Below are 22,634 nucleotides of genomic sequence, written 5' to 3'. Positions count from 1 at the left end.
TCACGGTGGTCGTACCGCCGCGCTACCGACGCCGATACGGCTCGCACAATGTGCGAGGGTGTCGCCATGACGTTGAATGATGAGCTCGATCGGATCGTCGAGCGTCGCGACCGGGACAACATGCAGCCGACCATCGACGCATTACTGCCCTTGTACGCCGCCCACCCTGAGAACGCGCGAGTGCTCTATGAGGTCGGCGGCGCGTATGACACGGCGGGACAGGAGGACATCGCGCGAGGGTTCTACGAGAAGGCGCTTGCTGCCGGGCTCGACGGTGACGTGTTGCGCCGGTGCTATGTCCAGTACGGGTCGACACTGAGGAACCTGGGCGCGTATGACGAGTCGCTGGAGGTCTTCCGGGCAGCTCGTACTGCCTTTCCCGGCTCCCCGGCACTCAGCGCCTTCGAAGCCATCACCCTGCATGCAGCGGGCCGGCCGGACGCATCGGTCGCAGCTCTGCTCGATCTGGTGGTCGGCTTCGTCAGCACTCCCGACATCGAACGGTACAAGCCGGCACTCAGCGGCAATGCGGCGTCTATCCGCGCACGTGCAGGCGAATCCGACTGAAGGGCTGGTTGCTTCAGGAACTCCTCGCCGGGCACGCCCAGTGCGTGCGTGTGGTCGTCAGTGGTCGGCAGTCGTCCGACGGGGAGCGAAGAGGCCGAGGCTGTAGGCGAGCAGGATGAACGACATGGCCAACCCTGATCCGACGGCTGCTCCGAGGGCGCTGGTCGGGGTGGCGATGAGCAGTCCCAGACCGCCGAGAACGATGATCACTCCGCCCAGTGTGTAGAACATCCGCTCCCTGAACGCCCAGGCGAAGGGGAGGAAATGCAGACCCACGACGAGGGCGATCAGGGCAGGCCGGAGCTCCGGTCTCCCGATCGATTCGAGCAACCGGCCACCGGCCGCGATCAGCGCGAGCTCCATGACGACGCAGAGGAGGTACACGCCGATCTGCCACCCCCGCGGCGGTACGAAGGGGCCGAGGAAGCGCGGTGCGACGAAGAGGAACCACAGCGTTGCACTCACGGCAGCGATGACGAGGATGCGCGCCCCGACGGCCGGCACGTGCGCGGACGCAGGCGTATAGGAGAAGACGAAGACGCACGCCCCCACGAGCCCGATCAGTGTTCCCGTCCGTCGTGGATCCACGAACCGCGGGGGAGTGCCGCTCCGACGCATGCCTGCGGGATCGTCCTCTCGGGGGCGGATCAGCGCACCCCGGCCCGGCGGCGGCGGTCGTTGCCCGAGCGCAGGTCACGGTTCAGGCGGCGGTCGCCGTGGTAGAGGATCGACGACCAGTCCGCTTCGGCCGCCGTCTTCGGGACGACCTTCGACTCCTCGACCTTCTTCGTCCGCGGTGCCACGTACAGCCAGTTCAGGACGCCGAGCCACATGTCCACCAGGGAGTTCTTGATCCCGATGTAGGCGCGGATGGCACCGGCGGCCAGGACGGCGTTCAGGCCGGCGAAGACGGCGTTGCCCCAGTTCTGGTCCAGGACGTCACGGGCGAGCGTGAGCAGCGAGAACGCGACGATCAGGTACGGGATCACCACGTAGAGGCCAGGCGCCGCGGTGCGGTCCTTCACCTTCGGTGTCCGGACGAACGGGATCTTCTCACCCGTGAACGCCTGCTGGATGGACTTCAGCACGCCGGCGAGGTTGACCGGCAGCAGCACGAGGTTAAAGCCGTAGATCCGGAAGATGTCCGAGAAGCGGTGCCCGCAGTCGCGGAGATCGCTGCCCATCGCGAGGAAGTACGGCGCGGCCGCGAGGAACACGACAGGGCTGAGGAGCCTGCTGTCGTAGGGGTACGCGAGGAGGAACAGCAGCCCGAAGCTCGCCCACGCGATGGACGCCATGTAGTTGACGCGCAGCAGCACCTCGCGGGCCAGCACCTGCTCGCGGAGGTGGCGGCGCCGGCGGAGCTGGTTCCACAGCTTCGGCAGGATCAGCAGGCCGCCGTTCGCCCAGCGCCGGCGCTGGACCACGAGGGACCCGAAGTCGGGCGGCGTGGCGCTGTAGCTGAGGCGCTCGGGGTAGTTCATGAGCGTCCACCCGTGGGTGCCGAGGTCCACGCTGGACTCCGTGTCCTCGATGACGGTGCGGTCCTGGATGTAGGTCTTGATCTCGAAGCCGCCCACGTTCTCGACCTCGACGATGTCCTCCACCGCCTGCTTCCGGATGACGGCGTTGGCGCCCACCCAGAAGGTCGACCCGTAGTAGGACATGCCCTGATGCAGGATGTGCTGGATGTCCGTCGTCGCCCCCGCGACCCGCTCGATGCGCGTCGGGGCACCACGGAAGGACGAGTACGGCGTCTGCGTGACGGCGATCCGCTCGTTGCCGGGCGATTCGAGCAGGTGCACGAGACGCAGGCAGTAGTCGCGCAGCAGCAGGGAGTCGGCATCGAGCGTGAGCAGGTACGTGGAGTCGGTGACGTCGAGGATGTCGTCGTCGTCCCCGCCCTCCCCGTCCGCGAGGGGCCGCAGCACCGTGCCCGTGGCCACCTGCTCCTTCCGCCACCGCTGGCCCATCAGCGAGATGTACGCGTTGAGGTTCATGGCCTTGTTCGCCTCGTGCGAGAGGGAGGCGAAGGCCTTCCGCTCGAACGTCTCGAGGCGCGTGTTGAAGATCCGTACGAGCCGCACGTACAGCTCGCGGATGCGGTCGGGCTCGGGGCACTGCTCCTGCACCAGTGCCGCGTCGAGGGCGTAGATGGTCAGGCGGAGCTCGCGGGCGAGGCCCATGAGGACGAGGTCCACGAAGAACTCGTCCACGTGGTCGCCCACCGTCTCGGCGTCGGCCATGTCCTCGAGCCAGACGGCGGCCGCCTCGTACGCGGCGATGAGCGGGGGCAGGTCATCGCACGACGGCGGGGTGCCGGTGTCGCGCGCGGCGAGGTCCGCCTCGAACGCGGCGAGCGCGGCGGTCGCCCGGGTGGAGGGTTCGAGGAGGGCGGACTCGATCTCGAAGGACAGGGCGCGCGTGGTGTCCAGGCGCTCGCGGATCACGGGGTCCTTGGGGTGGGGCGGGTCGTCGAGGAGGAGCACCACCCGGATGTTGGGGAACTCCTGCAGGGCCGCGGACCAGAGCGTGGCGCGGACGACGGCGGGCTCCTCCGCGTAGGACGGCACGAGGACGGTGATGCCTTCCTCGTGGTGCGCGAAGTGGCGGTCCAGTTCGCCGCGCGGCACGCGCCGGTGGTCGCGGAACCGGTACAGCGCACCCTGGCGCGCCAGCAGGTACATGAGCGCCGAGAACGTCAGGAAGGTGACGACGATCAGGTACGACGTCGCCTCGATCTGGAACCGGAAGCCGGCGTTCGGGTTGTTGGCGAACTGCCGCAGGATCGTCGTGACGATGTACGTGAGCCACGCCAGCACCGTGACCACGATGCCGATCCGGCCGAGCGCGATCTTCCGCGACGACGGCGTCGGGTGCACGATGGACAGCGGCTCCGAGCGCCGCTCGGCGCCCCACTGGCGACGCCGGGCCGGTGCGGCTCCGGGAGCGGCGGCGGCCGCCTGCTCGAGGACGGCCGCGGCGGCGACGCCCGACGGCACGGCGGTCGCTCCCGCGCCCGCGGCTCCCGCCGCTTCGGCGTCGGCTCGTGATCGTGGCCTGGGTGCGGACTCGGTGGCATCGCTGGATCTGGACATGGCTACCTCGGCAGTAGGCGGACGGGTGGACGCACGACGTCGCCCCCGCGATACGCAGCGTCACTCTCCACCATCGGCCGGCGTGCCGTCGGCGTTAGGCGAAAGAATGACGGCGACGGTATTTTCCCTTACGCTTCAACCGTCTCGCGCACCCGCGGTGCGCTCTTCCGCCTCTCTCGAGGCTGTCCTCTGGGGTCCATGTGTCTGCTCGCTTTCCCGGCCGGAAACTCTCCGTCCTGCGCCTCACGCTCCTGTCCGTCGTCGTCGGCGGTCTCGCCGTGGGCGGCCTGACCGGCTTCGACCGCTGGGAGGATGCGCGGGCCGCCGAGAGCGCGGGTGCGTTCTTCGCGGGGTACGTGGATGTCACCGCCACGCCGTCCTACGAGTTCGAGGACCCGGCGGTGGAGACCGGCGGGAGCGTGGTGCTGTCCTTCATCGTCGCGTCGAAGACCGAGCCGTGCACCCCGTCCTGGGGCACCTTCTACGGGCTGGACGAGGCCGAGGCCGGGCTGGACCTGGACCGTCGCGTCGCCCGGCTGGTGCAGGACGGCGGGGAGGTCATCGTGTCCTTCGGCGGCCTCCTCAACGACGAGCTCGCCACCGCCTGCACGGACCCCGACGACCTGAAGGACGCGTACGCGGACGTCATCGACCGGTACAAGCTCTCCACCGTGGACCTCGACATCGAGGGCGAGAACCTGAAGGACACCGAAGCCGGGCAGCGCCGCGCGGAGGCCCTCGCCGCCCTGCAGTCCGAGCGGGCCGGCACGGAGACCCCGCTCAACATCTGGCTGACCCTGCCGGTCGCCCCGAGCGGGCTGACCGCCGACGGGACGGCCGCCGTCGCACAGTTCCTCGAGGCCGGCGTCGATCTCGCCGGCGTGAACGTCATGACCATGGACTACGGCGGCAGCCGGCCCGAGGGAACCGGCATGCTGACCGCGTCGCAGAACGCGGCGGACGCCACGCACCGCCAACTGCAGGTGCTGTACGAGCGGGCGGGCATCGAGATCGGCCCGCAGGCCGCCTGGCGGAAGGTCGGGCTGACGCCGATGATCGGACAGAACGACGTCAAGGGTGAGGTCTTCACGCTCGACGACGCGAAGGCGTTCAACGCCTTCGCCGCCGAGCGTGGAGTGGGCCGCATGTCCATGTGGTCGCTGAACCGCGACGGCACGTGCAGCGAGAACTACGCGGACACGACCGTCGTCTCCGACGCGTGCAGCGGCATCGACCAGGGAGGCCTGCAGTTCGCGCCCCTGCTGGGGGACGGCTTCGAGGGCCGGGCCGCGACGCTCGCCGAGGAGCCCGTGGTCGAGGAGGCGCCGGAAGCCCTGGTCGAGGACGATCCGGAGACGAGCCCGTACCCGGTCTGGTCGGACGTCGGGACGTACCGCGAGGACGACCGCGTGGTGTGGCACGGCAACGTGTACACCGCGAAGTACTGGACGCAGGGCGATCTGCCGGACGATCCCGTGCTGCAGGCGGAGGAGACCCCGTGGACGCTGCTGGGCCCGGTGCTGCCGGACGAGCGGCCCGTTCCCGCGGTCACCGCCCCGGCGGGGCTCTACCCCGAATGGGACGCGCAGGCCGTGTACGAGCGCGGCGACCGGATCCTCGTGGAGGGCCGTGTGTACGAGGCGAAGTGGTGGAGCCAGAGCGACAGCCCGGAGGCGGCCGAGCAGGGCTCGGACGCGTCGCCGTGGCAGAAGCTCGACGACGCCGCGGTGCTGAAGGCCGTCGAGGAGAAGTCGGCCTCCTGATCGTCCGGCGCTGATTGTTCTAGGGTGGACGAGACCAGTGAGGGGGCATTCTGCATGGCATGCAATGGCTGCACGACATCCGCGAGGCTCGACTTCGACTTCAGCATGGCCTTCCAGCCGATCTACGACGCCGTCGACGACCGCGTCTGGGGCTATGAGGCTCTCGTCCGAGGGATGGCGGGGGAGGGCGCTGCCGAGGTTCTCACGCGGATCTCGGCGGAGCAGAAGTACCGCTTCGACCAGGACTGCCGGGTGAAGGCGATCGAGCTTGCATCCCGCCTGTTCCCGGCGGATGACGATCTGAAGCTGTCGATCAACTTCATGCCCAATGCGGTCTACGAACCGGCTGCCTGCCTGCGGGCGACCCTGCTCGCAGCTTCGCGGTGCAGTTTCCCGACGTCGTCGATCATGTTCGAGTTCACGGAGAACGAGGAGGTGGCGGACACCGCTCACCTGACGAACATCATCACCGAGTATCGCAAGCACGGTTTCACCACGGCCATCGACGACTTCGGGGCCGGTCATGCGGGCTTGTCGCTGCTGGTCGAGTTCCAGCCCGATCTGCTCAAGATCGACATGGAGATCGTCAGGGGCGTCGACGGCAGCGCGGCACGCCAGGCCGTCGTCGCCGGCATCGTGGGCATCGCCGGGAAGCTCGGCATCACGGTGCTCGCGGAAGGCATCGAGACCGAGGCGGAGTTCCTGTTCCTGAAGGCACAGGGCATCCGCCTGTTCCAGGGCTACTGGTTCGCCAGGCCGGCCTTCGAGGCACTTCCCGAGATCCGGTTCGGCGCCAGCCCTGACGTTATCGCTGCCGCCTCGCGCTAGGACGGGACGGGTTGTCTCGTGACCTCCCTCAGGGGGTCGAGGCGCGATGTTCCGCCTCGGCCCAGCCAGTGAGTGAGAGCAGTCGGGTCGCGACACCGGACGGGTCGAGTTCGTCGGTGTCGATCCGATGCACCGACGCCGGAGCCTGCTCATCGAGCCGGCTCCTCATTGCGGCGCTCCGACCGAGCAGGGCGGGGTCGACTGCCCCGTGGTTCCGACGCTCCAGCCGTGCCCGGGCATGCTCGTCGCTGCTGCACAGCAGAACCGCTGTGACGATCGGGTCATCGCCCATCGCTGCCACCAGGCCCGACAGTTCGAGGACGGCCGCCGTATTGGTGTAGATGAGCCGGCGGTAGCCCAGAGATCGATAGCCGGCCCACAGGGCGGCGAGATTCTGCTCGCTGAGACGGGCATCGGGGAACGCGAGGTGTGGCGGGGGATAGGCGAGGTCGAGATAGTCGCCCTCGATCACCGCGTGCTGGACGTCGCATCCGATGAGTTGCTCGTGGAGGGCGACCGCAGCGGTGGACTTGCCGACACCGGAACGACCGCTGATGAAAAGGACGTGGGAGCGCATCTGCCCAACTGTCCTATCGTGGGCCCGGCGGATGCAAGGGACGCCCGGAAAGGGACCGGGCACACTGCGGGCGGGAATCATCGTCGGGGTGGTCGGTCTCCTCGCGATGCTCCTCACAAACCTGTTCATGCAGAACGTCGGCGCAACCACCTTCAACGGTGAGAACGCGTTCTTCGTCGTCCTGACCCAGCTGTACCTGCTGGCACCCCTGGCTTGCCTGCCGTTCTCCGCGGCCCTCATCTCTGCGGCCCTGGTCATGCGCCATATCGACGCCACGACGTCCGACGCCACCCCGTCCACGCCGAGGGCCGAGGTCCAGTAGGGATCAGCTGGTCCTGGAAATCCCACGACACTCGAACGACCAGCACGGGCGCGAACACCGCCACGTAGAACGCGGGGTCTCCCGCTGGGTGATCCTTCAGCGGGCGGTCGGCGTCGACGCCTGCACGACGACGGCGGTGGCGCTGGCGACGATCTGGGCGAGGATCAGCCAGGGGTACACGACGCCCAGGTAGAGGCTGAGGAGGAGCGGGGCCATCGCGAGCACTGTCGTGTCCGTTCCGCGCAGGAGCGAGGACAGCTGGGTTCTGGGTACGGAGCCGAACGGGGTCTCGACCGGCGGTGTGGTCCAGTCCGTCGCGGGACGTGTGGCCGCTCGGACAGCGCCGGCTCCCATTCCCAGACCCGCGAGGGCGCCGAGGAGCGCGAGGCTCGGCGGTCCGGCCCCCAGCACCGTCAGCACGCCGGTGAGGCCGCCCATCCACGCACCCATGGTCAGCGTGGGCATGAGCATCCGGCTGCAGCGCACCAGAACCGTAGTGACGGGGAGGAGCGTGTCGAGGTCGGGGACGACTGCCGTCCGTCGTGCAACGGTCCCCGTTCCCGCTGTCGCGGCACAGCCTGCGATGAGGATCATGGCCAGCTCGAGGACCACGGGAAGGGCTGGGCTGACAAGGGTGACGCTGACGCATACCCCGAACCACACCAGGGCGATCGTGGGCGATGGCTGCAGGCGCAGGTATGCCACGACGTCGGCGCGCAGCATCGCGGCGAGGGCCCCGCGGGCAGGGCGGCCGTAGTAGTGCGAGCCGCGGCGGCTGACACGCGCCGAGGGTGCGGCTACCAGGGAGCGGCGCAACTCGTTGAGGTCGATGAAGAAGATGGATGCAGCAGCGTGCCCTGAGACGGCGCCGCCGCGCTGCAACTCGATGCCATGGATGTCACCGACGCGAGCGGCCACGTAGGCGCCGAGCGCCACCGCGAGGCTGAAGACCAGGACGAGCGGCCATGTCGCGAGAGCAAGGAACGGCAGGACTGCCAGGGGCATGAGGCCCAGGAAGATCCCGACGCGGTACGCCCTGTGAGCCGGTCGGAGCTGCAGGATCGCCGCCCCGGCGACAGCCGCGACAGCGGCTCCGCCGAAGATGGCCGCCGAGCCCGCATGCTGCACAGGTGACCGGTCGAGCGCGGTCAGGACACTGAACGGCATGTAGGAGGTGCCGGCCGCGAGACCGACGCCGACCAGCCGGCGGAGGAACGACGGGAGGACCATCGGCCGCCGATCGACCGGCAACGGCAACCACCACGCTCCTTCCGCCTGGCCCACCACGACGGGCCCGAGCCTGCGAGCCAACAGGACGGTCCCGACCAACGCCAGATAGGTCAGAACCATCCACAGGATGCCGGCGGGTAGTACCTGCCAGTGCGCTGCCACGAGGCTCGCTCCGCCGACGTTCCGCTCTGTGATCTCGTCCCGGAGCGCCACGACGAGTGACGCCACCATCATCGCGGAGCATACGGCCGCCAACGCATTGGAGTACACATCGACGAAAAGATCGCGCACTGATGTGCGGGCCCTGTTGTACTGCCTGGAAGCCTGCCGCGTGAAGGTGACGACGTCCCGGGCCAGACGCACCGGCTCCCGGTCCGGCGCCGACCATGCTGTCGTCCGGGACCACACCGGGTCAGGAACCTGCAATGATCTGCGCTCCCCGCTCCGTGCCCACCGTCGTGCACACCTCATCGATGACCAGGCACGACGTCGCCGTACTGACCAGCAGCCGCGGGTCGTGGGTGACCAGCATGCAGGCCGTCCCGGCAGCAGCACGGTCGCGGATCCGCCGCGACAGTGCGTCGCGCATCACCGGGTCCAGGCGCTGCTCGGGCTCGTCGAGGAACAACAGTGACGACGGCCGGATGAACCCCGCGGCCAGAAGCAGGCGCCGGCGCTGCCCGGAGGACAGCGCATCAGGGACCGCAAAGGCGCGGTCCCTGATGCCGAAGAAGTCCAGTTCCGCATCCACTGCTTCTTCAGGAGCGGCCACCGAGTGACCGCGGGCCACCAGGAGCAGGTGCTCCCGGACCGTCAGCGACGGAAAGAACACGTCCTCGTCGAACACCGCCGCCACCTGCCGGCGGAACGCCAGAGAGTCGGGCATCACCGGCAGACCGTGGATCCGAACATCACCCGCCAGCGGATCCTGACGGCCTGCCAGGGTCCGGACGACCGTGGACTTACCTGCGCCGTTGAAACCCACCACCCCGAGGACCTCACCCGGACCGATGGTGAACGAGACCTCACCGCACACAGGAGTGCCGGTGTACCCGACCAGCAGATCGTCAGCTTCAAGCACTTCCCCCACGGCAGCCATGCTTCAACCCTAGACGGGACCAACGGGGACCAGAGCACGCACCCGACGGGCCGGCTCCTCCGTTCTTCGACCGGCCCGGATGGGCGATATGCGGGTCCTCCGCGGGTTCTTCACGTCCTGCAGGAGCCTGAGCGTCGCAGCCGACGGCACGCTGACAACGACAAAGATGATTCCGACCCCGTCCGCAGCCGCAGGGTGAATCGCGGCTGACCCTGATGGCAGGGCGCGCGGCGCGATCAGCAGCTGCCGTGGAGCAGCCGGACCTAGAGGGATCGGGTCTCAGGACGCTGAGTGGCTCCTCGTCGTTCGGTGCCGGGTGTTCGGTGCTCGGCGGCGAACCTGCTCGGGGTGGTTCCCGTGACGCGGGAGAAATCACGGGTGAAGTGGGCCTGATCGGCGTAGCCCAGCATCGCCGCGGTCCCGGCCAGGGTTCCCTCCGTGGTGCGCAGTCGCTCCGCGGCTTCCTGGAGGCGACGTCGCTGGATGAGCCATTTCGGGGTCAACCCGAGTCGTCGGTGGATCAGGCGCTGCAGGGCGCGTTCGGGCAGCTTCATTTCGGCGCACAGCTGGGCGACCGTGAGCACGTCGGGGCGTTCCTCGACGAGTGCCACGACGCGGTCGACGAGTTCACCCTCCGGGTCGACGGGCAGCAGAGGCCGGAGGGCATCACTGAACGCGTTCCTCACGGCCTGGTGCGCGCCGGGGAGATGCGGGTCGTCGAGCATCGCTGCCCGGACACGGGTGGTCAGGTCGGTGCCCGCCTGGCCGAGGACGTCGCAGACGTCGACGTGCCTGTCCGTGAAGCGGGCCATCGAACCACGGGCGATGAGCGAGCCGGCGGCCGGCGTGCACATGACGCCGGCGGCCCACCCGTTGCCGTCGAGCACGGTTCGCGACAGTCCGGTCGAGACACCGTAGAAACGGGCGTAATCCGATGCGACGACGATCAACGACACCGGGTACTGCAGGACCTGCTGGACGGACTGTTCGCCCTCAGGAACGGCCCACACCGGAATCCAGAATCGCTGCACCAGGCCGGACAGTTCCGCCGGGGCCGGATACCGGTACATCACGTGCGATGTGTCGTCGGGAGCCTTGAGGTGCGCTCGTTCGATCTCGTGCAGAGCACGCGGTGCTGTGTCGGGTTCCATCAAGACCCAGAATGCCGCACCCAACACCATTGAGCACGTGAACTCCACCTCACTCGCCTACGAGGCCTCCCTCCGCCCCCTTTCCCTCCTTCTCGGCGCTGTTCCGCCCGACGCATGGGCCAATCCTTCCCCCTGCCCGGGATGGACCGCGCGTGACGTCGTCGCGCACATGATCGACACGCAGCGGAACCTGCTGACGGACCACGGGCACGACCTCGGGCCTGCCCCCGACCTGACCGATCCTGCCGCCGGATTCGGAGAGCACGCAGATCGGGTGCGCATCCTGGTCGGCCGCGACGACGTCGTCGATGCTGCGTACGAGGGTTTCTTCGGGCCCACCACCGTCGGAGCAACCCTGGAGCAGTTCTATGTGTGGGACATGCTCGTCCACCGCTGGGACATCGCGCGTGCCACAGGAGGGGCGGCGGGTCTCACCACCGACGAGCTGCAACGCGTCGAGGCGGGCGCGGACAGCTTCGGGAGCGCGCTGCACATGGACGGTATCTGCGGACCCGCTGTACCTGTTCCCGAGGATGCCGACCGGCAGACCCGGCTCCTGGGCCGGCTCGGCCGCATCGCCTCGTGATCGGCCGTGCACGGCTGCTTCACACGGTCTGCGCGCTGGAGCCCGATCGTCTGCGTGAGTAGGCACGCGCGGCGCGCACCCGGTCGCCGCACCGGGTCGAGCACCACTGCCGTCGTGCGTGGGTGCGAACGAAGAACCGCCGGCAGGAGTCTGCTTCGCAGGACGCGAGCTGCGAGGCCTGCTCGCCACTGAGCAGCGAGGCCGCATCGTCGGCGATCAAGGCCATGACGTGTTCCACGACCTGGGTGACGGGATGATCGGCACGGCGGCTGAATCCTGCCTGGGGATCGAACCGCAGGAGCAGGGCGCCGGGGACGCAGGTCAGGGCGGAGTTCAGAGCGTGCACCGAGGACGTCGAGGGCACGTCCCCGGTGATGTGGGCGGTGAAGAGCTCGCGCAGATCCGAGCGCAGCGCCACGAGCCGGCCGTGGCACTGCTCGTGCAGCACGGCCTCCGGCCCGACGAGGTCGCGGGCCATCAGCCAGGCCGTGGCGGCCCTCGGGGTGCTCATCTCGTCGTGACCCCTGCCGCCCGCCACGTCGCCTGCGCTGTTGACCAGGGCGAGGCTCGGGTGATCCTGTGCCCCCGGCGCGGCGGCCAGCAGTGATTCGGACATGGTTCTCATGTTATCAGGGACACTTATCCGTGAGACAGGTGCTACGCTCGCATCACGCCAAATATCCCGTTCTTCCGTGAGGAGCTGTTGTGGGGCGGGGTCGTCCAGCCGGGGCGCCGTCGTTCCCACAGTCCCTGGTCGCCCGCCTGCTCCCGATCACCCCTCCAGAAGGAGATCCCCATGACCGCACCACGCCGAGCCCTCATCGTCATCGACGCCCAGCAGGAGTACTTCGATGGACTCCTCCCTATCCAGCACCCCGTCCGCGAGGACTCGATGGCAGGCATCGGTGCGGCGATCGACGCGGCCCGGCAGACCGACACACCCGTAGTGCTCGTCCAGCACGAACTCCCGCCAGGAGCACCCGTGTTCGCCTCCGGGTCGTCGACCTGGCAGAACCACCCGACGGTAGCCGCCCACGAAAGCTCCGCAACCAAGCGCATCAGCAAGCAGTTCTCCAGTATCTTCGCGGACACGGGCCTCGAAGCCTGGTTGCGCGAACAGGACATCGACACGATCACCCTCGTCGGCTACATGACCAACAACTGTGTGATCGCCTCCGCTGCAGCCGCCGAGCCCCTCGGCTTCAGCGTCGAAGTCCTCTCCGACGCAACGGGAGCGATCGATCTCGCCAACGACGCCGGTACCGCACCCGCGCGCCAGGTCCACGAAACGCTCATGGCCCTCCTGCACTCGAACTGGGCAGCCGTCACCGACACCGCAACCTGGGCCGCGGCGCTACGCACAGGCGCTGCACCGACCAAGAGCGACCTCGTCACCTCCGCTGCTCACGGCCGCAGCAACCCCTAGAAACCCGAGCGCACGTCGCCGTCGGACACCAGGAGCAGTCCTCGTACCGGTCACCGGACGCGCAGCTACTGCCCCGCTCGTAGCAGGGCCGTGGGCGCACCAGACCCGACGCGCCCACGCACGAACGGTCCGGTCACCTCTCGACGCCGGCGATCGATCAGTGCCTGTTCGGCGTAGGCTCGGGCACCGGAGCAGTCGAAAGGGTGTTGTCATGACGGTCGAGCACCATGCAGTCGTTGTGGGCGGGGGCATAGCGGGTCTCGCTGCAGCGGCTTCGCTCCTTCAGGAGGGCTGGGCGGTGACCGTGCTCGAGCGGGCGAGTGCCTTCACGGAGGTCGGTGCAGGCCTGGCGATCACACCCAATGGGATGTCGGCTCTGGCCGCCCTCGGCGCCGACGCCGCTGCCCGCACTGCTGGTCATCGGGTACGGATGACCGGTACCACCGACGAACACGGCTCATGGTTGTTGCGTGTTCCACCCGCCGGTCCATCGGGCTCGGGCCAGGAGATCCACGGGATCCACCGACAGGACCTCCACGGGGTGCTGCTCGCCGCGGCTCACGGGGCTGTGCTGGTGACAGGCACCCGCGTCGTCAGCGTCACCCCCGGTGCGGCGAACGGAGCCAGGGCCCGAGTGGACTGTGTGAGCGCGAAGGGTGCCGTGTCCTACGATGCCGACCTCGTCATCGGTGCCGACGGCCTTCGCAGCACTGTCAGGAGCCTGGTTGCTCCCGCCACGGCGCCTCGGTTCAGTGGCAAGTCGTCGTGGCGGGGAATCGTCGCCGACTCGGCGCTCGTCACCGAGGACGTCACCATCATGTGGGGGCCGGGAACGGAGTTCGGGGCCATACGCGTGGGGGCTGCCCAGGTGTACTGGTACGGCTACACCTCCTCGGAGGAGGGGCATCGCTGGCCCGACGAGAAGGCCGCCGCTCTGCATCATTTCCGGACCTGGGCAGACCCCGTCCTGCCTCTCATCGACCGCACCCCGGGCGACCAGGTCATACGCCACGACGTCTACGACCTTGCCCCTGATCTCAGGACGTACGTCGTCGGACGGGTGGTGCTCATCGGCGACGCAGCACACGCCATGGTCCCCACCATGGGGCAGGGCGCGAACTCCTCACTGGAGGACGGCGCATGCATCGGACTGCTGATCGGGCGACCCGTCAACGGGGGAGTGGCCCTGCAAGCCGCACTGAGCACGTTCGACGCGCTTCGGCGCCCCCGCACCCAAAAGATAGCCCGACAATCACGAAGCGCCGGCCGGGTCGGAGCCGGTCTCGACAGCAGGATCAGCATCGCCGTCCGCAACACCCTGATGAGAGTGGTGCCCGCCGGATCAGCGATGAAGGCAGGAGCGTCGGTCCTCGCCTGGAGAGCCCCGGCCTGAGGACGCTCCCGTCGCACGCGCCGGTCGCATCGGCGTCGAGGAAGCCGTTGCCCTCGGACCGCGCAGCTTCCCCGAACTGTCGCCGACGCCGGTGATACTGGGACCATGACGACCTATTCCGGTACGAAGGAGTTCGAGGGCGCGGCCTTCGTCAGAGCGAGCTTCAAGGGCGCCACCCTCCGATTCTCCGATGTCAGCGGCATGGTGATGCGCGGTGTCGACGTCGACCGGCTCGACGTCGACAGCCACGACCTGTTCTTCGGCAGCCTTCTCGTCAACGGCGTCGACGTGGTGCCGTTCGTGGACGCCGAACTCAACCGGCAGTTCCCGGGTCGCGAACTGCAGAAGGCACAGACGCCTGAAGGCCTACGGGAGGGGTGGGGCGCCGTGCAGACCGCGTGGCAGGAGACGGTGACGAGTACGCCGCCGGACCTGGTGGACGCCCATGTGGAGGACGAGTGGTCCTTGGCCCAGACCCTGCGGCACCTCGTTCTGGCAACCGATGCGTGGCTCCGTGGTGGGATCCTCCGGCTGGAGCAGCCCTTCCACGAGATCGGGCAGCCCTTCACGGGAGCGGGGGAGATGGGCTTCGACATGTCGGTCTTCCGCGTGGAGACACCGACCTACGAGGAGATCCTCGAGGTGCGAGCCGAGCGGCAACTGCAGGTGACGGACTTCCTGGCCGCCGTCTCACCGGAGGTGCTCGCCGAGGAACGCGCGGACCCGTGGGGTGGCGACGACTGGCGTCCCAGTGTCGGTGACTGCATCCGCGTGATCCTGGAGGAGGAGTGGGCGCACCTGCGCTATGTCCGGCGGGATCTCGCTCGTCTTCGATGAGTTGATGGCACGCGGACGGGGTTCGACGCCCCGTGACCGAACCCCCGGTCGGTTCCGCGGAGTGTGTCGCCTCGCGGCATCCGACGGGGAAGACCGGGCCGGAGATCTGCCCCTCGAGGAAGGCGATCGTGTCCTGCGCGATCAGCCAGGAGGACCACGGCCGCTCACCGTCCTTGCCGGCGTGCTGATTGCGGAGCAGGCATCGACTCACCGCTGGACGGGCCGTGACGATCAACGCTGCGTGCGGCGGTCGATGAGGCAGGTGGTTGTGCTGGTGCACCAGGCGACGCCCGCGGTGCAGCTGCGCGTCGGGTCGAGGCCTCAGATCGTGATGGCGATCTTGCCCCGTACCTTTCCTGCATGCAGGTAGCGGATGGCGTCCGCAGCCTCCCCGAGGGGGAAGGTGCGGTCGAGCGGCGCGCGAACCCGGCTCGCCTCGACCCACTCGGTCAGCGTGACGAGGTCGTCGTGGCGCGTGACCGCCATGAGGCCCCGGAGTCTCTGCCGAGTGACAAGCGACAGGGCCGGCGCGGCGAGCATCGCCCGTTCGAAGCCGCCCAGCAGTCCGCGGCCGCCCTCGCCCCCGACGATGACGAGGGATCCCTCGGCAGTGAGGGCCCGCCGCAGCTCCCGCAGCGGGCGGTTGCCGCCGGTGTCGAGGATGAGATCGTAGCGGCGTGTGCCGTCCACCGGATCCTGCCGGGTGTAATCCAGCACCTCGTCAGCGCCGAGGTCACTGACGAGGTCGAGCTTGTCCGCGCTCGCGACTCCGGTGACGTGGGCGCCCACCACCTTCGCCAGCTGTACCGCGAACGATCCGACGCCGCCGGAAGCGCCCAGCACGAGCACCCGCGTGCCTGCTGCCAGGCCGCCGGCGCGGAGACCCTGGAGCGCGGTGCAGCCGGAGATCGGGATGACCGCCGCCTCGGCGAAGCTCACCCCGGCGGGCTTCGGTGCCAGCCCTTTCTCCGACGAGGCGAGCGTGAAGTCTGCGAAGCTGCCGGCTGCGACGCCGAAGACCTCGTCGCCCGGCGCGAACCGGGTGACCCCGGGGCCGACCGCTTCGACGATGCCCGCGACATCTGTTCCGCGGGTGCGCTGTCGCGGTCCCCGGATGCCGAAGGCGGGCCGTACGCCGAGGGGCCGGCCCGCCATGACGTGCCACACGCCGGGATCGACGCCCGCCGCCCGGACGCGGATGAGGACCTGCTCGCGTCCGGGCTCCGGCCGCTCGACCTCTTCGAGGCGCAGCACCTCCGTGTCTCCGTACCGGTCCTGCACGATCGCCCTCATGTAGATGCTCCTTCGTCGGTGTCCGGGTAGTGGAAGACGGCATCGAGTCCGACACCGAAGACCTGCGCGATCTGGAAAGCGAGCTCGAGGGTGGGGGAGTAGCGGCCCTGCTCGATGGCGACCACGGTCTGGCGGGTGACCCCGATCCGGTCGGCGAGTTCGGCCTGCGTCATCTCGCCGGATGTCGCGCGCAGGGCGCGGATCCTGTTGCGCACGCGGGTGGGCCTCACCATTCCGGCAACCCCCGCCGGTACCCGAGGACCTTGGCCGTCGATCCGAGGATGGCGGAGAGCACGAACCCCAGGTAGATGACATTCGCGATCCAGAAGGAGTCCGCCTCGAGCAGCGCGAGCACCAGCGCCGAGACAGCCCCGAGGACGACGAACGACTGGCCGACCTGGTCCCCGAATCGCGCGATCTTCCGGTCCCGCTGGTCGACCCGTCCGGCATCCCGGCGGAACATGCCGGAGACGATGCCGACGAGGATGTTGATCGCGATCCCGGCAAGGATTCCGCCGCCGATGGTCCAGAGCATGATCGGCGCTGCCGTCGGCATCACTCGTCGAAGTGCGTCGTGGGCTCCTTGGCGTTGACGGACCGTACGACGGCGGCGGCGACATCGCGCAGCTTCATGTTCCGGGCGCTGGAAGCGGCTTTCAGGATCGTCATGGCCTGTTCCTGGCTGGATCTGTTCTGCCCCATGATGATGCCGACGGCCAGATCGATGGTGGTACGGGACTGCATCGCCGTCGTGAGGTTCTGGCCGGCGTCGGTCAGATGCGCGACCCGCACCGCGAGCCGCAGGCCCTGCGAAGCCTCCCAGGCGAACTGCTGCGCATCATCGATGCTTCCCGTGCCGAAGGCATCTGCGGCGGGGGCGTAGAAGTTCAGGGCCGCGGACGCTTCACCGTCGAGGAGGATCGGCACGGCGAGGATGGATCGCACGCCGTGAGCCAGGACCGCCTGGAAGTAGTCCGTCCACCGGGTGTCGGACAGCACATCCTCGACGTACACCGTCGTCCGGGTGCGTGCCGCCCTCAGGCAGGGGCCGTCACCGAATCCGTACTGGAGTTCGTCCATGGAGCGGGCCGTCGGGCTGCTACTGGCGACGGTGCCGTGCTTGCGGGGTCGCAGCAGCGTCACGCCGCACGCGATGGCGTGACCCGGGTCCTCGCGGTCCTCGGCGCCCGAGAGGCGCGTGGCGGCGAGGGTCGCGAGCCCGGTCAGGAATTCCTTCACATCGGCGCTGTCGAGCACCAGGTCCTGGAGGACGGTCGCCGTCTCGACCACGGGAGTACCGGCATCACGGCCCTGCCACCGTTGCTGCGCAGGGTGCTCGTGACGGGTACGGGATGGGGCCTGCGCGGGATCGAAGGAGGCTTCATTGTTCGATGTCATCAGGGATGCCACCTCCGTCGTTGCGTGCACGGAGCCCGTGCACGATGCTGGAGCAGAACCGGCGCATTACCGCCCGGGCCTGCTTCGCCGCTACTGCTTAACGACATTGCCGCAACTCTACCCGCGTTCTCCACGCAGACATCGAACCGGCATCAGTCCGACGTCACCGACGGGGCCGGGCGGCCCTTCGGCGTTGCTGCCGGGTCGGATGTGGGTGATGCCCGGTGGTGCGTCTCGGCGCGGAGCCCGACATAGGTGCCGGTGATGATGAGTACTGCTCCGAGGATGCCGAGGAACCCGAGCGTCTCCCGTCCGACGGTCAGCCCGATCAGGACCGCCCAGATGGGTTCGGTCCCCATGAGGAGGCCGGCCCGGGCCGCCGAGGTCTGCTGGATGGCCCAGGTCTGGACGAGGAACGCGAACACGCTGCACGCCAGTCCGAGGTAGAGCACGCCGATCCATTCATCCGCATCGAAGCTCTGCATCGCCCGCAGGACGCCCCGGTGATCGGCGAGCGTGTAGACGACGGCGCACAGCGCACTCTGGATCAGGGTCAGGGTCAGGGCACTGTAGCCGTACCCCCGTGTCAGGGCGGAGACCGCGGTGACGTGGATGGCGCGCACGCAGGCTGCCGCAAGCACGAGCAGGTCTCCGAGGGTCGGCGCGGCGAATCCTTCACCGGAGACCAGCAGGCAGACGCCGACGACCGCGATCACGCCGGCGACGAACACCAGGCGCGGCAATCGCACGCGGAAGGCGATGCTCTCGGTGACGGGGGTGAACACGATGACCAGGCTGATGACCAGTCCCGCATTCGTGGCACTGGTACCGGCGATCCCGTGCGTCTCGAGGATCAGCACTGCCGCCTGGGTGAAGCCGAGGGCGACGCCGACGAGTGTTTCCCGGCGCGCGGGCCTGCGACGGTTCCACAGCAGCCAGATCCCCAGCAGCATCACCGTGGTGATCAGGAAGCGCAGCGAGAGGATCACCGTGACTCCGACGGTATCCGTGAGGGTCTTCGCCGCCAGGTAGCTGCTGCCCCAGACCAGGGCGACCAGCAGAAGGAGCAGATCCACCCTGCGCGCGGCAAGAAGCGCGAGAAGGGTCTTTCTGAGGGCGATCGGAGAGGTTGCTGGAAGGCAAGACAGCAGGGACGAAGGCATTCCCCGAGTCTGCAGGCCGGATACGGGTAAGACGAGAGGGCACTTCGTGAAGCATCAGTTTAGAGTTGCCTTATGGATCTTCATCAGTTGCGGCTTCTCCGCGAGCTGGGTGACCGGGGGAGCCTCGCTGCTGTTGCTCGGTCCCTCCACGTCTCCGCCTCGGCGGTGTCGCAACAACTCACCGCGCTGCAGCGCAGGGTCGAGGTTCCCCTCACCGAACGCCGGGGAAGGAACCTCGTCCTGACCGGGGCCGGCCAGGCCCTGGCCTCCGCGGCGGTCGATATCGGTGTCGCCATAGGTGCCGCGGAGCAGGCCGTCAGCCGGTACGTGCAGGACCCCGCTGCCACGGTGAGCGTCTCGGCCTTCAACAGTGCCGGCCTGACCTGGTTCGGTCCTCTCCTGCAGGCGCTCTCCGGCGCAGGGAGCCCCGCGCTGGTCCTGCATGACCGCGACGTGGAACAGGACGGTTTCCCGGCCCTGACGGCCGACTACGACCTGGTGATTGCACACCGGCTCCAGCACAGCAGGCCCTGGCCCGGGACGGTCAGGGTCCTCCCGCTGGTCCGCGAGCCCCTGGACGTCGCCATGTCGGATCGGCACCGGCTCGCCGGAGCTCCGAGTGTCGCGGTCCAGGACCTTCTCGATGAGAACTGGGTATCCGTCCAGGACGGATTCCCGCTCGCCTCCGCCCTGGATGCCGTCGCCGTTCACGCGGGCGGACCACTCAACGTCACACACCGGATCAACGAGTTCTTCATCGCGGCCGCGATCGTCTCCGCCGGTTCGGGTGTCGCGCTGATGCCCCGCCACACGGCGTCGCCACCCTCCGGCAGCGGCGTCGTCCTGAAGCCGCTTCACGACCTACCGCTGGCCAGGCATGTCGACATCCTCTGCCGTCCCGAAGCCCTCCATCGCGCTGCCGTCCGGACAGTGGTGTCCACGCTCCAGCACAACGCCGCCCCTGCCGAGGGGCGAGTGCCGACGGCGGACGCTGGAGGATTGCACGACACCCGGCCGTGCTCGGCCGGGTCAGGACCGTCGGGGGGTCCAGCCTGACGGCAACGCACCGCTGATGGCTCCTCGCTCGGCATCGGTCGTGGCCGACCAGCCCTGTGCTGCCTGACCTGTATCGAACGCGCCCCTCGCCAGCCGCAGGCCGACGTCGGGATGGCTCATCCCCGGCGCTCCGCCCCGCCGGGTCGACGCGCGGACACTCCACCGTTCATCCGCGAATCCACCTCCGCGGAAGACCCGGTAGTCCCCGTAGCGCGCCGGGTCGAGCAGATCCCAACACCACTCCCAGACGTTGCCGAGGGTGTCGTACAGCCCGAACGCGTTGGCCTGCTTCGACCCCACGGGCTGCGGCCGGTCCACCTCGTCGTCGGCCGTCCACGCACTGAGCTCGAGGCACTGGTAGTGCGGCCCCTGCGTGCCGGCACGGCAGGCATACTCCCACTCGGCCTCCGTCGGCAGCCGGTACCCGGAAGCTCCGGTCCGCCATGTCACAGAGCCCGCATCGAGCACGTAGGCGGGCGGGAGCCCGGCCTGGATCGAGGCCGCGTTGCAGAACGTGACCGCGTCCAGCCAGCTCAGGTCCACGACGGGCGAGCCCAACCCCGACCCGGCACCGCCCATCACGTGCCTGTACTCGGCCTCGGTGACGGGGAAGGCCCCGATCTCGTACGGTTCGAGTCGCACCGACCACCTGCGCCGGCGTCGCGCGTCATGCAACTCCACCTCGCCTGCCGGCAGCGGACGTAGATCGGGGGCAGCCACTCCGCCATGCTCCCACCGAAGCACGACAACACGGCAGGCCGACACCCGGTCACGCTCTTCGTGCTTCCGGGCAGGACGTAGCGTGGTCGGTATGGACCGCCGGGCAGGGGAGCGAGAGCTCCTCACCTCACGGTGTGCACGACGTCAGCACCATGACCTTCCGAGGAGAACATCGTGGAACTCAGCGATCTACTGACCGCCCTGAATGCCGGTGAGACCATCACGGGGGACTCGCCCCTGCACCGGGTCATGCACGGTGTGAGCCAGGAAGCCCTGCGCATCACGGGCGAACTGAACAGTGGCTACCAGGAACCGGCGCGCGTGCGGTACCTGATGTCCCAACTCCTGGGGAAGCCGGTCGACGAGTCCGTGACGGTCTTCCCACCGTTCTACTCCGACTTCGGCAAGAACATCGCCCTGGGACAGCGGATCTTCATCAACGCCGGCTGCAAGCTGCAGGACCAGGGCGGGGTGGTCATCGGCGACGACTGCCTGATCGGGCACAACGTGGTCATGGCGACCCTCAATCACGACCTCGACCCCACGAGGCGCGCCGACATGAAGCCGTCCCCGATCGTCATCGGTCCCAATGTGTGGGTCGGCTCGAATGCGACGATCCTCCCGGGCGTCACCATCGGGGCCAACGCTGTCATCGCAGCCGCCGCCGTCGTGACGAAGGACGTGCCGGAGAACGCGGTGGTCGTGGGCTCGCCCGCACGGGTGGTGCGATCCGTGACCGGTTGACGGCGACCCTCGAAGCTGGGAGTTCGCCCCCAATCGGGCCGTGAGTACGGAAAGACCGACCAGTCGGTCTGTTCTGTGGGTACGGTTGCTCCATGAGCACCAGAGACACGATCCTGCAGACCGCCCGGAACCTGACGATCGAAGCCGGCGTGGTCCCCTCGATGGACGTCATCGCCCGGGCCGCCGGTGTCTCCAAGGGCGGGATGATGCACCACTTCACGTCCCGGGCCGCCCTCGTCGAGGGCATCGCCCGGGAGGCGATCCTGGACATGGATGACGCCCTGGACACGGCGGCCGCCCAGGGAACGGCCGTCGAGACGTGGTTGCGGCTGTCGGCATCCCGTGAGGAAGCGGCCCTCTACCGCGCGATGTCGATCATCCTGACGGACCACGCCTCCCTGACGGACACCCTGCTGCAGCAGGCGGCGGAGTCCACCGAACGGTGGGAGCGGCTTTTCGCGGCCGAGACGGGTGATCCGGTGACAGCGACGGTTGTCCGCCTCCTGGGCGACGGGCTCCTGCTCAACACCCTCGCGGACGATGCCGAGCACGATATCGACGCGATCCTGCAGTGGCTCGACCGCAGGTCCGGCACATGATCAGCGGCGCCCTGCTCGCCGGGATCACCGGACTCGCCCTCGCTGACTCCCTGAACCCGGCCACGATCGTCGTCATCACGCTCATCCTCCTCACCGTCAGGCGTCGCCCGGTCGGCTCGGCCCTGACCTTCGTCCTGGGGGCGATGAGCACGGTCTTCGTGCTGGGCACGGCGATCCTCCTCGGAGCCAGCGCCGCGGCCGACGCCGTCGGTGAAGGACTGATCTGGCTGCGTCGCGGCGTCTTCCTGATTGCCGCCGTCGCCCTCGCCGTCGCTGGTGTCCGCCGTTTCACGGACCGGCAGAGGAAGGGCGTGGCGCTGCCGGCCTGGTTCGGCGTGTGGACTGCGTTTCCCCTCGGGGTGCTCGTGACCGGAGCCGATCTGCCGAACGCGTTCCCGTACTTCATCGCGATCGAGCGGATGGTCGACGCGGACGTCGGCATACCGATCGGGCTGATGGTGCTCGCCGCCTACGCGCTCGTGTACTGCCTGCCGTGCCTGATCCTGCTCGTCCTGGGGATGACCCACGGCGACAACGTGAGGGCTCGCCTGCAGAAGGTGTCCGACCGTTTCTCCACGGGAACCGTCAAGCGCTCCGTCCCGATGGCGGTCGCCCTGTTCCTGCTCGCCGCAGCGGTCCTGACCATCGCCCTGTGGCCGTGAGCCCCGGCCCTGTCCCGGTCAGAGGTTCCGGGCGGCATCGTTGACAGCGAAAATGCCCGGGGCTAGGCTCGCCGACACAACCGAACGCCGGTGATCCCGACCACTGTTCCCGCACCGCCATC

At 68.7% G+C, this 22,634-nt stretch carries 25 protein-coding genes; 12 read left to right on the top strand and 13 right to left on the bottom strand.

The annotated features are described in order from the left end of the window. The first annotated feature begins 66 nt into the window (after positions 1–66). Positions 67–567 (top strand): tetratricopeptide repeat protein, encoded by a 501-nt coding sequence (locus V6S67_RS09665; protein ID WP_334210050.1) that lies wholly within the window; start codon positions 67–69, stop codon positions 565–567. 57 nt (positions 568–624) lie between these two features. On the opposite strand, the gene V6S67_RS09660 is transcribed toward V6S67_RS09665, so the two are convergent. Together V6S67_RS09660 and V6S67_RS09655 are read right to left on the bottom strand one after the other, a co-directional pair. Continuing rightward, complete coding sequence (locus V6S67_RS09660; protein WP_334210049.1) at positions 625–1,185, bottom strand: DUF7010 family protein; 561 nt, start codon at positions 1,183–1,185, stop codon at positions 625–627. Between the two features lie 29 nt (positions 1,186–1,214). Continuing rightward, positions 1,215–3,665, bottom strand: a complete 2,451-nt coding sequence (locus tag V6S67_RS09655) for a glycosyltransferase family 2 protein (protein WP_334210048.1) — start codon at positions 3,663–3,665, stop codon at positions 1,215–1,217. Between the two features lie 200 nt (positions 3,666–3,865). Here V6S67_RS09655 and V6S67_RS09650 point away from each other — a divergent pair, with 200 nt between their 5' ends. Together V6S67_RS09650 and V6S67_RS09645 are read left to right on the top strand one after the other, a co-directional pair. Next, entirely contained in the window at positions 3,866–5,428 is a 1,563-nt protein-coding gene (locus V6S67_RS09650; protein WP_334210047.1) for a chitinase, read from the top strand. A 24-nt stretch (positions 5,429–5,452) separates the two neighbouring features. Further along, the gene (locus V6S67_RS09645) at positions 5,453–6,256 is read left to right on the top strand and encodes an EAL domain-containing protein (protein WP_334210046.1); all 804 of its coding nucleotides are present in this window, start codon (positions 5,453–5,455) and stop codon (positions 6,254–6,256) included. A 28-nt stretch (positions 6,257–6,284) separates the two neighbouring features. Here the strand turns inward: V6S67_RS09645 and V6S67_RS09640 are convergent, their stop codons facing one another. Next, entirely contained in the window at positions 6,285–6,833 is a 549-nt protein-coding gene (locus V6S67_RS09640; protein WP_334210045.1) for an ATPase, read from the bottom strand. Positions 6,834–6,921: 88 nt separating this feature from the next. Here V6S67_RS09640 and V6S67_RS09635 point away from each other — a divergent pair, with 88 nt between their 5' ends. Then, positions 6,922–7,155, top strand: coding sequence for a hypothetical protein (locus tag V6S67_RS09635; protein ID WP_334210044.1), 234 nt, complete (start codon positions 6,922–6,924; stop codon positions 7,153–7,155). 96 nt (positions 7,156–7,251) lie between these two features. Here the strand turns inward: V6S67_RS09635 and V6S67_RS09630 are convergent, their stop codons facing one another. From V6S67_RS09630 to V6S67_RS09620, 3 genes are all read right to left on the bottom strand, one after another. Continuing rightward, positions 7,252–8,676: a DUF6297 family protein gene (locus V6S67_RS09630; protein ID WP_334210043.1), complete on the bottom strand. Its 1,425-nt coding sequence runs from the start codon at positions 8,674–8,676 to the stop codon at positions 7,252–7,254. 121 nt (positions 8,677–8,797) lie between these two features. Beyond that, a complete protein-coding gene (locus tag V6S67_RS09625; RefSeq protein ID WP_334210042.1) occupies positions 8,798–9,484 on the bottom strand; it encodes an ABC transporter ATP-binding protein in 687 nt (228 codons plus the stop codon). A gap of 263 nt (positions 9,485–9,747) precedes the next feature. Further along, a complete protein-coding gene (locus V6S67_RS09620; protein WP_334210041.1) occupies positions 9,748–10,635 on the bottom strand; it encodes a helix-turn-helix domain-containing protein in 888 nt (295 codons plus the stop codon). 37 nt (positions 10,636–10,672) lie between these two features. Between V6S67_RS09620 and V6S67_RS09615 the strand changes: the two genes are divergently transcribed. Continuing rightward, positions 10,673–11,221, top strand: a complete 549-nt coding sequence (locus tag V6S67_RS09615) for a TIGR03086 family metal-binding protein (protein WP_334210040.1) — start codon at positions 10,673–10,675, stop codon at positions 11,219–11,221. Between the two features lie 19 nt (positions 11,222–11,240). On the opposite strand, the gene V6S67_RS09610 is transcribed toward V6S67_RS09615, so the two are convergent. Further along, positions 11,241–11,837, bottom strand: coding sequence for a CGNR zinc finger domain-containing protein (locus V6S67_RS09610; RefSeq protein WP_334210039.1), 597 nt, complete (start codon positions 11,835–11,837; stop codon positions 11,241–11,243). A 180-nt stretch (positions 11,838–12,017) separates the two neighbouring features. On the opposite strand from V6S67_RS09610, the gene V6S67_RS09605 reads away from it, so the two are divergent. The 3 genes from V6S67_RS09605 (at position 12,018) to V6S67_RS09595 (ending at position 14,877) form a co-directional block, all read left to right on the top strand. Continuing rightward, positions 12,018–12,647 (top strand): isochorismatase family protein, encoded by a 630-nt coding sequence (locus tag V6S67_RS09605; RefSeq protein WP_334210038.1) that lies wholly within the window; start codon positions 12,018–12,020, stop codon positions 12,645–12,647. 211 nt (positions 12,648–12,858) lie between these two features. Next, on the top strand, positions 12,859–14,040 hold the full coding sequence (locus V6S67_RS09600) for an FAD-dependent oxidoreductase (RefSeq protein ID WP_334210037.1): 1,182 nt from the start codon (positions 12,859–12,861) through the stop codon (positions 14,038–14,040). Between the two features lie 105 nt (positions 14,041–14,145). Next, a complete protein-coding gene (locus V6S67_RS09595; RefSeq protein WP_334210036.1) occupies positions 14,146–14,877 on the top strand; it encodes a DinB family protein in 732 nt (243 codons plus the stop codon). Between the two features lie 321 nt (positions 14,878–15,198). On the opposite strand, the gene V6S67_RS09590 is transcribed toward V6S67_RS09595, so the two are convergent. The 5 genes from V6S67_RS09590 to V6S67_RS09570 all read right to left on the bottom strand — a co-directional run bounded on the left by V6S67_RS09590 (position 15,199) and on the right by V6S67_RS09570 (position 18,644). After that, the gene (locus V6S67_RS09590; RefSeq protein WP_334210035.1) at positions 15,199–16,170 is read right to left on the bottom strand and encodes an NAD(P)-dependent alcohol dehydrogenase; all 972 of its coding nucleotides are present in this window, start codon (positions 16,168–16,170) and stop codon (positions 15,199–15,201) included. Further along, positions 16,167–16,403 carry a helix-turn-helix transcriptional regulator gene (locus tag V6S67_RS09585; protein ID WP_334210034.1) on the bottom strand — a complete coding sequence of 79 codons (237 nt, stop codon included), beginning with the start codon at positions 16,401–16,403 and terminating at the stop codon, positions 16,167–16,169. The genes V6S67_RS09590 and V6S67_RS09585 overlap by 4 nt, the downstream gene beginning before the upstream one ends. Continuing rightward, positions 16,397–16,729 carry a hypothetical protein gene (locus tag V6S67_RS09580; protein ID WP_334210033.1) on the bottom strand — a complete coding sequence of 111 codons (333 nt, stop codon included), beginning with the start codon at positions 16,727–16,729 and terminating at the stop codon, positions 16,397–16,399. The genes V6S67_RS09585 and V6S67_RS09580 overlap by 7 nt, the downstream gene beginning before the upstream one ends. Further along, the gene (locus V6S67_RS09575; RefSeq protein ID WP_334210032.1) at positions 16,726–17,568 is read right to left on the bottom strand and encodes a GAF and ANTAR domain-containing protein; all 843 of its coding nucleotides are present in this window, start codon (positions 17,566–17,568) and stop codon (positions 16,726–16,728) included. Before V6S67_RS09575 ends, V6S67_RS09580 begins: the two co-directional genes overlap by 4 nt. Before the next feature lie 152 nt (positions 17,569–17,720). Then, the gene (locus V6S67_RS09570; RefSeq protein ID WP_334210031.1) at positions 17,721–18,644 is read right to left on the bottom strand and encodes a DMT family transporter; all 924 of its coding nucleotides are present in this window, start codon (positions 18,642–18,644) and stop codon (positions 17,721–17,723) included. A 159-nt stretch (positions 18,645–18,803) separates the two neighbouring features. Here V6S67_RS09570 and V6S67_RS09565 point away from each other — a divergent pair, with 159 nt between their 5' ends. After that, a complete protein-coding gene (locus V6S67_RS09565) occupies positions 18,804–19,787 on the top strand; it encodes a LysR family transcriptional regulator (RefSeq protein ID WP_334210030.1) in 984 nt (327 codons plus the stop codon). On the opposite strand, the gene V6S67_RS09560 is transcribed toward V6S67_RS09565, so the two are convergent. Continuing rightward, positions 19,761–20,507 carry a formylglycine-generating enzyme family protein gene (locus tag V6S67_RS09560; protein ID WP_334210029.1) on the bottom strand — a complete coding sequence of 249 codons (747 nt, stop codon included), beginning with the start codon at positions 20,505–20,507 and terminating at the stop codon, positions 19,761–19,763. The genes V6S67_RS09565 and V6S67_RS09560 overlap by 27 nt on opposite strands. A gap of 174 nt (positions 20,508–20,681) precedes the next feature. Here V6S67_RS09560 and V6S67_RS09555 point away from each other — a divergent pair, with 174 nt between their 5' ends. The 3 genes from V6S67_RS09555 (at position 20,682) to V6S67_RS09545 (ending at position 22,512) form a co-directional block, all read left to right on the top strand. After that, complete coding sequence (locus tag V6S67_RS09555) at positions 20,682–21,251, top strand: DapH/DapD/GlmU-related protein (RefSeq protein ID WP_334210028.1); 570 nt, start codon at positions 20,682–20,684, stop codon at positions 21,249–21,251. 92 nt (positions 21,252–21,343) lie between these two features. Then, positions 21,344–21,850 (top strand): TetR/AcrR family transcriptional regulator, encoded by a 507-nt coding sequence (locus V6S67_RS09550; RefSeq protein WP_334210027.1) that lies wholly within the window; start codon positions 21,344–21,346, stop codon positions 21,848–21,850. Then, positions 21,847–22,512 (top strand): GAP family protein, encoded by a 666-nt coding sequence (locus V6S67_RS09545; RefSeq protein ID WP_334210026.1) that lies wholly within the window; start codon positions 21,847–21,849, stop codon positions 22,510–22,512. The genes V6S67_RS09550 and V6S67_RS09545 overlap by 4 nt, the downstream gene beginning before the upstream one ends. The last annotated feature ends 122 nt before the right edge of the window (positions 22,513–22,634 follow it).

The organism is Arthrobacter sp. Soc17.1.1.1, from assembly GCF_036867195.1.
Lineage (GTDB): Bacteria > Actinomycetota > Actinomycetes > Actinomycetales > Micrococcaceae > Arthrobacter_D.
Note: the sequence above shows the minus strand (reverse complement) of the source record. Positions and strands in the feature narration are given on the sequence as shown.